12 protein-coding genes and 1 pseudogene are annotated in these 12,160 nt (G+C 41.5%); 8 read left to right on the top strand and 5 right to left on the bottom strand.

All coding sequences use genetic code 11. The features are described from left to right. The first annotated feature begins 101 nt into the window (after positions 1-101). Complete coding sequence (locus tag Q4561_RS02585; protein WP_303457404.1) at positions 102-1,181, top strand: sensor histidine kinase; 1,080 nt, start codon at positions 102-104, stop codon at positions 1,179-1,181. After that, positions 1,178-2,005, top strand: coding sequence for a LytTR family DNA-binding domain-containing protein (locus tag Q4561_RS02580; RefSeq protein WP_303457403.1), 828 nt, complete (start codon positions 1,178-1,180; stop codon positions 2,003-2,005). The genes Q4561_RS02585 and Q4561_RS02580 overlap by 4 nt, the downstream gene beginning before the upstream one ends. Before the next feature lie 178 nt (positions 2,006-2,183). Here Q4561_RS02580 and Q4561_RS02575 read toward each other — a convergent pair whose 3' ends face one another. From Q4561_RS02575 to Q4561_RS02565, 3 genes are all read right to left on the bottom strand, one after another. Further along, positions 2,184-3,179: an ATP-dependent 6-phosphofructokinase gene (locus Q4561_RS02575; protein ID WP_303457401.1), complete on the bottom strand. Its 996-nt coding sequence runs from the start codon at positions 3,177-3,179 to the stop codon at positions 2,184-2,186. A 193-nt stretch (positions 3,180-3,372) separates the two neighbouring features. Beyond that, positions 3,373-3,684, bottom strand: coding sequence for a hypothetical protein (locus Q4561_RS02570; RefSeq protein ID WP_303457399.1), 312 nt, complete (start codon positions 3,682-3,684; stop codon positions 3,373-3,375). Further along, positions 3,684-5,327 (bottom strand): tetratricopeptide repeat-containing response regulator, encoded by a 1,644-nt coding sequence (locus Q4561_RS02565; protein WP_303457398.1) that lies wholly within the window; start codon positions 5,325-5,327, stop codon positions 3,684-3,686. Before Q4561_RS02565 ends, Q4561_RS02570 begins: the two co-directional genes overlap by 1 nt. 147 nt (positions 5,328-5,474) lie before the next feature. On the opposite strand from Q4561_RS02565, the gene Q4561_RS02560 reads away from it, so the two are divergent. The 6 genes and pseudogenes from Q4561_RS02560 (at position 5,475) to Q4561_RS02535 (ending at position 10,875) form a co-directional block, all read left to right on the top strand. Further along, positions 5,475-6,002: a VC2046/SO_2500 family protein gene (locus Q4561_RS02560; RefSeq protein WP_303457396.1), complete on the top strand. Its 528-nt coding sequence runs from the start codon at positions 5,475-5,477 to the stop codon at positions 6,000-6,002. Positions 6,003-6,086: 84 nt separating this feature from the next. After that, a complete protein-coding gene (locus Q4561_RS02555) occupies positions 6,087-7,082 on the top strand; it encodes a rhodanese-related sulfurtransferase (protein WP_303457395.1) in 996 nt (331 codons plus the stop codon). Positions 7,083-7,143: 61 nt separating this feature from the next. After that, positions 7,144-7,386, top strand: a complete 243-nt coding sequence (locus Q4561_RS02550; RefSeq protein ID WP_013784036.1) for an EF-hand domain-containing protein — start codon at positions 7,144-7,146, stop codon at positions 7,384-7,386. A gap of 136 nt (positions 7,387-7,522) precedes the next feature. After that, positions 7,523-8,263 carry a 23S rRNA pseudouridine(2604) synthase RluF gene (rluF, locus tag Q4561_RS02545; RefSeq protein WP_303457394.1) on the top strand — a complete coding sequence of 247 codons (741 nt, stop codon included), beginning with the start codon at positions 7,523-7,525 and terminating at the stop codon, positions 8,261-8,263. 287 nt (positions 8,264-8,550) lie between these two features. Further along, a pseudogene (locus Q4561_RS02540) lies at positions 8,551-10,071 on the top strand (ISNCY family transposase). Positions 10,072-10,260: 189 nt separating this feature from the next. Continuing rightward, a complete protein-coding gene (locus Q4561_RS02535; protein ID WP_303457393.1) occupies positions 10,261-10,875 on the top strand; it encodes an alpha/beta fold hydrolase in 615 nt (204 codons plus the stop codon). Positions 10,876-11,180: 305 nt separating this feature from the next. On the opposite strand, the gene Q4561_RS02530 is transcribed toward Q4561_RS02535, so the two are convergent. Together Q4561_RS02530 and Q4561_RS02525 are read right to left on the bottom strand one after the other, a co-directional pair. Next, a complete protein-coding gene (locus Q4561_RS02530) occupies positions 11,181-11,504 on the bottom strand; it encodes a low molecular weight protein tyrosine phosphatase family protein (protein ID WP_303457391.1) in 324 nt (107 codons plus the stop codon). A 43-nt stretch (positions 11,505-11,547) separates the two neighbouring features. Then, positions 11,548-12,045: a hypothetical protein gene (locus Q4561_RS02525; protein WP_303457389.1), complete on the bottom strand. Its 498-nt coding sequence runs from the start codon at positions 12,043-12,045 to the stop codon at positions 11,548-11,550. Positions 12,046-12,160 lie beyond the last annotated feature (115 nt).

The following is a 12,160-nucleotide window of genomic DNA, read 5'->3' as shown; positions in this document are numbered from 1 at the left end:
GCAATGCGTGCGACAAGTCGCATATGAAGTACGACCAAGACGCTCCGCAAGCGTGATACCTTGCGTATAATCTATCAATCAACTCAACCACCGGTAATTATGTGAGCCGCTTTCAGCGCGTTATTGAAAGTAACGAAAGATTATTTTGGACTTTGCACAGTGCAGGCTGGGCAGGTTTCGCTATTATTTATTACATTGGCTCATTCCTTCACGACGTAAGGCCAATTTGGGTATTTATCATATTACTCAATGCTTACGCTGGTTGGTTGCTAACCATTCCACTTCGATACGTTTATCGTTGGGCAAGACAACAATCGCCCTTGAAAATGATTATGACGGTCATAGCATCGTGCTATTTGATAGCACTTTTATGGGCAGTGGTTAAGAACATAAATTATTGGGAAATTTACAAGCATGGTTATCGGCCAGATGCTTGGTACATGTATTTCACCAATACGATTAATTCACTCATTATGGTGGGATGTTGGAGCGGCGTTTACTTCGGCATAAAAAACTTCCAGATGTTACAAAAAGAAAAGCAAAATGCGCTTAAAGCCAGCACTATGGCGCATCAGGCTCATATTAAGATGCTGCGTTATCAGCTTAATCCTCACTTTTTGTTTAACACATTGAATGCTATTTCTACCTTGGTGTTGTTGAAAGAAAACGATACTGCAGAGGCCATGGTTTCTCGGCTAAGCGACTTTTTACGCTATTCTCTAGATAATGACCCCATCAAACGGGTGCCATTAGGCCAAGAAACAAAGGCCTTACGGTTATATCTAGAAATTGAGAAAGTAAGATTTGATGACAGGCTAGAAGTGGTTTGGAATATTGATGAAGAGTGCGAAAATGCACTGGTTCCTAGCATGATCTTACAGCCAATTATTGAAAACGCCGTAAAGCACGCCATTTCTAAAATGGAGAACGGCGGTCAAATTTCGATCACCGCTCGCACGTTTGGAAACGATTTACTAATGGACGTGGCTGACAATGGCCCCGGTGCCAATATTATTGATGGTCAGTTAAGCCGTGAAAATGGCGTAGGGCTGGCGAATATCAAAGAGAGATTGCACTCACTCTATCAGCGCAATTTCGCATTTTCTATTGAAGACAACCAGCCGTCGGGTGTACGAGTTCGAATTCGTATTCCTTATGAAGTGAAGGATGTATGCGCATGACAAAGCAAGTAATAAAAACCTTAGTAGTAGACGATGAACCGCTGGCACGCCGCGGACTTCGCGCTAGGTTAGAGCGTCATGAGGACATTCAAGTTTTGGCAGAGTGCCAAAATGGGCTTGAAGCGGTAAGCAGTATTTCACAACTCCGTCCTGATTTAGTATTTCTTGATATTCAAATGCCAGGACTAAATGGTTTTCAAGTAATACATAAGCTACGTGAGCTTAATCAACCTATTCCGATGGTGGTATTTGTTACCGCCTATGACAGCTACGCGATTAAAGCCTTCGACGTACACGCGCTAGACTACTTATTAAAGCCTGCTGATGATGAGCGCTTAAAAGACGCACTTGTGAAAGTGCGAGAGTACTTCTCTACACAACATCAAGATGAACAGTCTAAACGCTTGGTGAATTTAGTGGCGGAGCTTACGGGTGATGATTGCGAAGAAATTCTACGTAAGCTTGCTAATGGTGAGCCAGTAGAAACCAATCCTTACCCAGATGTACTTGCGATTAAAGATGGTTCTGAAGTGACTCGCGTGAATGTTCAAGACATTCAGTGGATAGATGCAGCGGGCGATTATATGTGTGTACATGCGTTAGACGGCATGCACATTATGCGCAAAACGATGAAAGAGCTAGAGCAAGAACTTAACCCGCAGTGGTTTGTAAGAGTGCATCGTTCTGCTATTGCTAACATCCGTTTCGTGAAAAAGTTGGTGAGTCATATTAGTGGTGAATATCACTTAATTTTGCAAAATGACACTGAATTGAAAGTAAGCCGTAGCCATAGAGACAAAGTAAAAGCTGCGATGAAGATGTAATACATCTGCCGAAAAAAGCACAAAAGTACATTGATAGAAGTAATTTATAAAGAATGCCCGAGAAATCGGGCATTTTGTTTTTAAAGTAAAAATATAAGCTAAATTATTGATAATAAGCCACTAAATCTAGTTATGCGTAACCCTTCTTGAGGTTTTCGGGTTATCAGTAACGTGGTTATCAATAACGCTCATTCATGATGGTATACATGGTTTGCAAGCTACACGGGTTTAAAGGTTTATCATCCTCCCACGTGTGGCTAAGCGCAATTTCACTTGGTGTGCCGTTTAGTTCGCCCACCATAATGCCGTTACTTTTGCTACCTACCAAACTTACCGCATACGTGCCTAGCTTAGTGGCAAGTAGCCTATCTTGGCTTACCGGAGACCCACCACGTTGTACATGCCCAAGAGTAACTGGGCGAACTTCAGATTGCGTTTTTGACACTAACTGTTCGGCAAAGTCGTTTAATCCCCCAGGCCATACATTTTCAGCCACCACGATAATGAAACTAATAGCACCCTTCAGCTGCCTTCGTTTCTCTATTTGCTGCGTTATTTTCTGTAGCTCTGTTTCACACTCATTAAACGTTTCAGGCAAAATCACGTAATCGGCCGCCGATGCAAGAGCTGAATTTAAGGCTAGAAAACCTGCATGTCTGCCCATCACTTCTACAATGAAAATTCGCTCAAACGCGTCTGCCGTGTCTCTTACTTTATCAATTGATGACACCACGGTATCGATAGCAGTGTAATACCCTATGGTGGCGTCTGTACCTGCTACATCGTTGTCAATTGTGCCAGGAATGCCAATAATTTGACCTTGCCAAAAGTCAGCTAAATGATGTGCCCCTCTAAATGAGCCATCACCTCCAATCACGATAAGCGTATCAATATTCAATTCGCTAAGATTCGCGGCTGCTGTTTGTGCACCTTCCTCTGTTTTAAAGGGTTCACAACGTGCACTGTGTAATACGGTGCCCCCTTGTTGAATAAGGTTGTGGGTAGCATTTAATGCGAGTATTTCATATTCTTGTTCAAGTAAGCCGTTATAACCGTGCTGATAGCCAAACAGCGTGAAGCCCTCTCTTTCACAGGCAATAACAATAGCTCGAATACAAGCATTCATTCCAGGCGCATCACCCCCGGAAGTTAGTACTGCAACGCGTTTAGACATATGAATATCCTTCTCTTAACAAAGTCTTGAACTTTAGATATACCGTATCATGGCTGAAGGAAAACCACATAGGGAACTGATTGTTGTTTGATGTTCCTCAATTTACTCCGCAATTAACTCCCCAACTAACAAGTACTTCCATATTACTCGCTAATACATCCATCACATTAGCATGCTACCTATAGTCGTTTACCTATAGCCTGTTACCAATAGCTTGTTGGCTCCCTTTACATATTGTGTCGTAGTCGTCTCGATAGTATCTAAAATCTTCGCATTCAGTTTCGTAGCGCTTTTTAGCAGAAATAGCTTGCTGGGGATAACGATTGTCATTCATCACTTTTGATAAGCTTTTGCATACATGCAATTGTCGATTTACTTCAACAATATCTTCACAGGGTGAAGTTTGACTACAACCGCTTAAAGCAACGACACACAGCAGAGTAGGCAGTATGGTAGGGTAAAAACAAGAAGGAACACTGAGCTTTTTAGAACGGGTTATTATCATTATTTGGATCCCATAAAAGTGTCTAAATCTTCGCGAAGCGAGGTGTATTTATCCTGATGCTGTATTTTCAACGGCATATCATCAATAAGTTTATAAAGACGGCGACATTCCCGAAACAATTCAGGATCTGCCTTTTGATTTTTGCTCAATATTTGCAGTAAACATTGCAGTAGGTTAAGTGCAACACCGGTATTTACCGGCGAAAAGCCTTGCGCAAGAGCAAACGATTCCTTCGCTTTTTCATACTGTCCTTGTTGGTAGAGTTGTATTCCTTCCCGGTTAAATTGTTGGTAGTTAGTAAAGTTTTGCTTTGCTTTTGTCGATTCTGAACGTAATAAGAATTCGCTATTTGAATCTAATTCAAGTTTCTGTGCTTTTACAATTTCTTGAAGTTGCAAAGCATCTTCAAATTCACCTAGGTCATACATCACTTTAATACTATCGGGAATGTACACCACTGGTGTAGCGTCATATTTCTGCTCGATAGCAGCTTGGGAGTGGGCTAGATTCTTTTTAGCATCCAACATTTTCCCATCAATTGCGTTAACTCGCGCATTAACGATGCTACCAAATATACTCACATCAAATTCATCGTCTATCCGTTGAATATTTTCATCGAACATCCCTCGTTGAAGGGCAAGTAGGGCCTCTTGTTGATAGCGGTTTCGTGTTCGCTTGTCATCGGTGTACTCGGCAACATCAAGTAAGCTTCTGATAACACCACACCAATGAAGACTATTTTGATTTACCGTTCTTTTAGATAAGTCCCAAATAGCCATGCTAGATGTGGAAGCTAAAATGAAGTCGTTATGATTTCGGCCAATAGAACAGGCACTAAAATGTCTAGGTAGGGAGTAGGGAGACAGCTTTATCGCTTCTTTTATAGCCGCAATGGCAGTTTCACCCTGCTGCTTTGCGTCAAAAGCCTTAGCAAGCACATCATGTGCCTCTGCATTAAAACGATTACGTTTGATAGTGTCTTCGGCGATATCAATGGCTTTGTCGAATTTTTTTAAGGATAGATAGGTTTTGGCGAGCGCAACTCTTGCCCACAAAACTGGCTTTCCGTCTATATAGGGCTTCAAAACATCTAGCGCTTTATCGAACTGTTCAAGGCGTAAGTAGAGTTCAACCAATAACTGTTCACACGTGCCTTTATAGGGGGATGGTGTGCTGATTAAGTCTTCACATAAATCAATGGCGCGATTTATATTTTCGTTGGCAACTTCTTGTAAAACCTCTCCAAGAAATTGGCGTTTTTGCCACGCTCTTGTAATACGAGTTTTAAGTTGTACCTGAGAGAAAGGCTTAATAAGGTAATCGTCGGGGCGGCGTTCAATTGAGCCTAACACCACAGGGCGGGCGCTATCGGCGCTAATTAACAAAAACACCGTGGTGGGTTTAATTAAACGTTTGATCCTAAGCTCTTCAATAAGCTCGAAACCATTTTTTCTGTCTACGCCCAAATGCAGATCACACACGACAATGTCGAACTTTTGTTTCTTACACAGCGACAAGGCTTTTTCTGCCGATGATTTAGTAACAACGTCACTGGCGCCCATGGATTGCAATAAGCCACGCAACAATAAGAGAAAAGGGCGTTGATCTTCAACAATAAGCACCTGCTTATCTGAAAAGTTCATTTTTCATCCGAACATGACCATCACGCATTAAGGAGTAAAGAGTTACTATACATCATTGTTGAAAATAACGTTTTGAGCAAGAATAAGCTTAAGAAAAACATTATCTTGCCGACACTATAGGTATGAGTTTTAAATCTTAGTATTTACGTGTCTGATAACGATATAAACACAAGTAAGTCTATCGACCCCAGCATGTCCTGGGAGTGGAACGGGACGCTGTCAAAGGCGGCAGGTAATGCGACGCTTTTTGCTTTGTACTTATCCATGCAGCAAAGTGCGCTGGCCGATACTATATCGATAGACAGTCCGAATGAGGTACAAGATAGTAGCGATATTACTAAACGGCTAGAAGCGCTCAATTTTTATCGTAAAGTACCGCTATCTGCAGGTGAATCAGATTGGTTACAAATGCAGAAATTGTCACAGGTAATGGCCAGCCAGTTAGCACACCAAGCGTCGCAGGTGCAGTTTGACGAGGTGCGTCTTTACAAGGAAATGCATCCAATGCCTCTTGCGCAAACTAACGATCCTAAGAAAATCAGCCAAGATATTATCACCAACTGCTCGCTGGCAACCCAAAAACGTATTGCCGCTACTTACGCATCAACCCTTCCAGAAGACAATACCATGCTTGGCGATATCATCGAGCAGTCTGAATCCTTTCTTGCCGCCTAACTGGAAATTATAAAACTGGTTTGGTATAGTGCGCGCCGCATTTTGCACTGGTTTTACGTTCCAACTAGCAAAGGTTAAATTACTATGTCTAAATATATCGTTTGCGCGATGTACAAATTTGTTGCGCTTGAAAACTTCGAGGCCATGCGCCAACCTCTATTAACTGCCATGGAATCTAATGGCATTAAAGGCACGCTATTACTTGCCAGCGAAGGCATTAACGGCACAGTTTCAGGCACTCGAGAAGGTATTGATGGGTTACTTCAATATCTCAATGCCGACGAGAGAATTAATCCTATCTCTTGCAAAGAATCACTTCACGAAGAACAACCGTTTTACCGCACCAAAGTTAAGCTTAAAAAAGAAATTGTCACCATGGGTGTTGAAGGTATCGACCCGCGTAAAACCGTAGGTACGTACGTTAAGCCGGCTGACTGGAATGCACTTATTAGCGATCCTGATGTGACCGTGATAGATACCCGCAATGGCTATGAAATAGAAATTGGTACGTTCAAACACGCTATCGACCCTAAAACAGAAACATTTCGTGAATTTCCAGAGTACGTGGCTAAAACATTAAGCCCTGAGAAAAACAAAAAAGTGGCCATGTTTTGCACCGGCGGTATTCGCTGTGAAAAATCCACGGCTTATTTAAAAGAGCAGGGGTTTGATGAGGTATATCATTTGGAAGGCGGTATTCTTCAATATTTAGAAGATGTACCAAAAGAAGAGTCATTGTGGGAAGGCGACTGCTTTGTATTTGATAATCGTGTAGCTGTGAACCACGATCTTGAAAAAAGTGATTATCATCAATGCTATGCATGCCGTTTACCCATTACCGATGAAGACATGCAAAGTGAAAAGTATGAGTCTGGCGTAAGCTGCCCGCATTGTTTTGGTACCCATACAGAAGATCAACTTTCACGTTTTCGTGAGCGCGAAAAACAGGTAAATCTTGCCAAGATGAGACAGCAAGAACACGTGGGTACAGAAGCACGACTTACCATGGAACAAAAGCGCGAAGAGAAAGCCCGTTTACAACGTGAGCGTGCTTTAAAAGCAAGAGAAAATCAGGCATAGACACTACTCAATAAGGGCGTTAAACTCACCCTCTATGTAGTTGCTAAAAAAGGGAAAGCGTGTGACCGCTCAACTTTCAGACGAAAAAATTGAAGAAATAAAGAAAGATTTCACCTTCTTCGACCAAGATGGTAATGGTCAAATTGATTTAACGGAGTTTATCGAGTTATTAACCGTTATATCTCCTAAAACTAAAGCCAGCCATGTACAAGAAGGTTTTAAGTTAATAGACAGCAATAACGATGGCTACATCGACTTCGAGGAGTTCCTTGAGTGGTGGCAAGAGTGTTGGTGGGAATATTAATTCTAACTGAATGTTAAAAAAGCGAGCTTTTAGCTCGCTTTTTTTATAGTAAAATTAACGGTTATAGATTTGATAACAAGGCCAGTGTGGGCTTATTCACGTTATCGTTTAGTAGGAAAGGGTAAGGATTTTTAGCATGAGCTCTGAGGTAACAAAGCGTCTTAATAAATATATCAGTGATACTGGACTGTGTTCACGACGTGAAGCTGATAAATTAATTGAGCAAAACCGGGTTACCATTAACGATAAGCTGCCTGAACTGGGCACCAAAGTTGCGCACGGCGATTTGGTTAAGGTTGATGGTAAGCTAGTTAAAGCGGTGGCTGAAGATAAATCAGACCGCATTTACTTGGTGTACAACAAGCCCATTGGCATTACCTGTACCACCGAGCGCCATGTGAAGGGCAATATCATCGATGCTATTAAGCACAAACAAAGAATTTTCCCAGTAGGGAGACTCGATAAGCCATCAGAAGGATTGATTATCCTGACCAGTGACGGCGATATTGTGAATAAGATTCTTCGTGCTGAAAATGCCCACGACAAAGAGTATGAAGTTACCGTTAACCAGCCTATTAGTGAGCGTTTTGTTCAAAAAATGGCAAGAGGCGTTCCTATTTTAGGCACGGTGACTAAACCGTGTAAAGTAAATGCACGTGGTAAGTTTCAGTTTTCAATTATTCTTACACAAGGCCTAAACCGCCAAATCCGACGTATGTGCGAATTCCTTGGCTACGAAGTTACCAAGTTGAAACGTACCCGTATCATGCACCTAGAGCTAGGTAATTTAAAACCAGGGCAATGGCGAAATCTAACTGAAAAAGAGCTTAATCAACTAAATAGCGCGGTGCAGAAGTCGTCTAAAACCGCTGAATAGGCAAAAACAGGCAGGCAGTTAAAAGTAAGCTAAAAAGGGCAGCATACTTGGCGAATGTAGTTTCACTGGTGAAAATAAACGCATTCGCTGGGCGCTTAATATGACGTATTCATGACTGTCAGCTCAAGTCTGAGCTAGTACAGTTAAGGGTGTGAACACCAAGCGATTTTGTCGTACTTTAATTACCACGCGATTCTGTCGTAGTCGCTAATTACCAAGGGAAATTGACGGTTATCTTTAACCGTGTTCTTTAAATGTTTTGTTGGTGCATTTGAGGAACGCTAAGGATGATTGTGTTGAATTCCAAAGCTCAATTGACAGTTGATGTCATTGCAAAAGTGGCTGAACGTAAAATTACGATAGCCAATGCCACTAAGCTCCTCAATTAATCCAGACGTACTGTTGAACGTTATTTACAGCTTTACCGAAGCCAAGGGTTACAGTTTATCGTTCACGGAAACACAGGCAGCGAGCCAGTTAATAAAACGCCTGACAGCCTTAAGCAGCAAGTTCAGTCGCTAATCCGCGAGAAATATTATGACCTGAACTTGTTGCACCTCGCCGAGATGCTTGAGACTCACGAAAACATTGTTGTTAAACGCGAAACCCTGCGTGGTTGGGCACATGATATTCACCATGTTAAACGAGCTAAACGCAGGCGCAGTAATGTTCGCAAACGTAGAGAGCGCATGGAAGCGCCGGGCTTAATGATGCAAATGGATGGCAGTCCGCATCGTTGGTTCGGTAATAAAAAACATTGCCTCATCGCTATGATTGATGATGCAACCAGTGAAGTTTACGCTGAGTTCTTCCCTTCAGAAACCACGGTTGGGTGCTTGAAAGTCATGCGAGATTGCATCGAAACGAAAGGTGTGTTTAAAACTCTTTATGTCGATAGAGCAGGTATCTTCGGAGGCCCTAAGCGCTGCAACTTCTCTCAGATGCAACGGGCGTGTGAAGAGTTAGGTATCGAAATTATCTTCGCTAATTCACCACAAGGCAAAGGCCGAGTTGAACGCGCCTTCGATACCTTGCAAGACAGGTTGATACCGGAGTTACGACTTAACAATATTAGTGATATGACGGGTGCGAATAGTTACCTCCAACACGTCTTCATCCCTCAGTTTTGGCGTAAGAGACTGATTGTAAAATCAAGAACATCGGGAACCGAATATACACCTTTACCACTCTACACCAATCTTGATGATATCTGCATTACCAAGGTCTACAGAAAAATACGCAACGACCATACGTTTAGCCACGGCGGAAAACTCTACTTTATCGATTCTCCGCTTAAGCATTCAATCGCAAACCAGAAAATTGAAATTCGTACAGCTAAAAACAAGCAATTCGAAGCTTACTTCGCCGGACGAAAGCTACAGGTAACAGAAGTCACTGAGCCTGAAAAACTGTCCTCGGAAGACAATGAGATCCAGAAGAAACTTGAGGTATTAGCGTTGGCTGACAGGCTTGGAAATGTAGCAGAAGCATCCCGACTCAGTGGCGTCTCTCGCGATACGATTTATCGCCACCGAAAACTGCTTAAACAAGGTGGAATCCAGTCGCTAAAACGGCAAGAAGCGCCAGATCTTCATCACAAAAATCGTACTGACAGAGCCATTGAGGAAGTCGTTATCAATGTGTCTTTATCTAATCCGCATATGGGCCAACAAAAGGTATCAATGAGAATGAAGGCTGAGTTCGGTATTGATATAAGCGCCAATGGTGTTCGAAACATTTGGCTTCGCAATCAACTTAATACGACTCAGTTAAGGATTGAGAAATCCCAATGTGCATTAATTGTTTGAGTTTTTAGAAGTAATCAAACAAACTGAACACAAATAAAACTTCTTAAACATTGAGATAAAGGGAATTTCCAGATGAGAGTTTTTTTCAAATTTTTTTCGTTCGGTCTAATACTTTTACTGCTGGTTGGGTTTGTATATCAATCATATAAAAGTTACGTCGATTCATCCTCCTTTGAGAAGTCTGGTGAAATGCTTGACGTTGGAGGCTATAGCCTTTACGTCGAGGATAGTGGAAGTGGAAAGGTAAACGTAATCTTCGACTCTGGAATGGGTGATGAGTTGTCTGTTTGGAACAAGGTAGCAAACAAAGTCTCAAAGTTTTCGAGAGTCATCACATACGACAGGGCTGGCCTAGGTTGGAGTGAGGAAAGTCCGAAAAAAAGAGACAGTAAAGCCATTATCGAGGAACTTCATTCAATATTAGAGCAAAAGAATTTAACAGGGCCAATTGTTCTAGTTGGTCATTCGTTTGGTGGAGTAAATATGCAGCTTTATGCCCTTACTTACCCCGAAGATATAGCGGCATTGGTTTTGGTAGACTCTGCCCATGAAGACCAAATAAATAGAATGCCGAGAACGGGCTTATTTCAAAAGTACGTGTTCAAATTTGGCATGTTGGCAGCCCCTTTCGGACTGCCTAGATTATATCTATCCAACACTTCTCCAGAAGAGAGAGCCAAAAAAAGTACAACCAAGCATCAATATACCAGCTTAGACGAAGCCAGTTATTTCCCTCAGAGTCTAAATCAATTAGACACACTAAATCCGAACTATGGTGGTTTGCCATTAGTGGTTATCGCTTGAAATCAACCGTCCTCTGAAATTCAGAATAAAAATACAAAACATTATATATGGGCGGGTCTACAAGAAAGTCTTGCTTCTCGTTCTACTGATAGCACATTAATATTTACGGGAGAGCGCCAGCATTCTATCCACAAAGTACAGCCCGAAATCGTTATTGAAGCAATTCAAACGTTAGTAAACGGCTTCTAAGTAACATAAAATATACCCTGTTCAGTACCACAGGGTATGTACTGCAACCTTACTGACGAAAAAGTGATATTATGACAAAGTCGCTTGGTACTTATACCGTCAGTTTCTCTTGGTAATCACACTCGTACATACCTAGGTACTTTATTCTTTAATAATTGAATAAGTTCTGGCTGCATACATTCATAGTTATCAGGTATATCTAAGCACGCTAACTTTTTGCCTTTCAGTAAGTCTTTATACTTTTTAGACACTTTATTTTTATGCGCTTTTTCCATCACAAAAATAACGTCTGCCCATTCAACCAAGTCTCCAGACAAAGGGGTTTCAGCATCTGCATTTGTGCCACACCCAATAGCGTTAATACCTTCATATTCTGAAAAAACGGATTCTCCCGTTGGGCTACGTAAACGGTTTTCTGAGCAAACAAATAATAAATTCATAGTGAGTAGTACATCGTCCTTTCGCGGCTATTTAATGCCGCTATTACTTACACTGACCATAATATTCAAAATCTATTGATGTATAAGCTTCATTCAATTCATCATACCTAAACAGCGCTGCTTCGCAGCTGTTGTCATAGGAACGCAGCTTTCCAAATGTTTTAATTTCGTAGTTTTGATCAGCTTCAGGACTAAACGAAGCATATATAATACAGTTTTGCATTCCAGCAACAGACATGATCATAAAGCTATATTTTCTACCTGCTGAAAGTTTAACGCCATCAGGGTTCAATTCAGAAATTAAAGGATTACCCTTATCTAAGACTATTAACCTAGCACCACTCTCAGCACCGAATGATTTACCGCACGTTTCGGTTTCAGTATGAGTATGCACAAATGTTGAATAGCCAAGTAACGGAGCATCAAAGTCGTTAGTTACTTTTAATGTAGCGGAGGGTGTTGTCGATTTAGGCTCGACATAGTCAGGCATACCGGCACAGCCGGTAATAATTAACGGTATTAGTAAGGCAATTTTCTTCAAACCATTTCCTTTTGTGTATAAAAAATTCTTATTGCAGTTGTTCAACTTGGCTTAACGTTTACTAAAAATGCCTCTATTTCCGCTCTGGAAGTTAAACATACGCCTTAAAGCGTTT

It is taken from the genome of Alteromonas sp. 1_MG-2023 (assembly GCF_030547075.1).
Classification (GTDB): domain Bacteria; phylum Pseudomonadota; class Gammaproteobacteria; order Enterobacterales; family Alteromonadaceae; genus Alteromonas.
Note: the sequence above shows the minus strand (reverse complement) of the source record. Positions and strands in the feature narration are given on the sequence as shown.

Coding starts and splice junctions, on each gene's coding strand:
- Q4561_RS02580 (WP_303457403.1), top strand. CDS start 1,178: ATGACAAAGCAAGTAATAAAAACCTTAGTAGTAGACGATGAACCGCTG.
- Q4561_RS02575 (WP_303457401.1), bottom strand. CDS start 3,179: ATGTCTAAACGCGTTGCAGTACTAACTTCCGGGGGTGATGCGCCTGGA.
- Q4561_RS02570 (WP_303457399.1), bottom strand. CDS start 3,684: ATGATAATAACCCGTTCTAAAAAGCTCAGTGTTCCTTCTTGTTTTTAC.
- Q4561_RS02565 (WP_303457398.1), bottom strand. CDS start 5,327: ATGAACTTTTCAGATAAGCAGGTGCTTATTGTTGAAGATCAACGCCCT.
- Q4561_RS02555 (WP_303457395.1), top strand. CDS start 6,087: ATGTCTAAATATATCGTTTGCGCGATGTACAAATTTGTTGCGCTTGAA.
- rluF (WP_303457394.1), top strand. CDS start 7,523: ATGAGCTCTGAGGTAACAAAGCGTCTTAATAAATATATCAGTGATACT.
- Q4561_RS02535 (WP_303457393.1), top strand. CDS start 10,261: ATGCTTGACGTTGGAGGCTATAGCCTTTACGTCGAGGATAGTGGAAGT.
- Q4561_RS02530 (WP_303457391.1), bottom strand. CDS start 11,504: ATGAATTTATTATTTGTTTGCTCAGAAAACCGTTTACGTAGCCCAACG.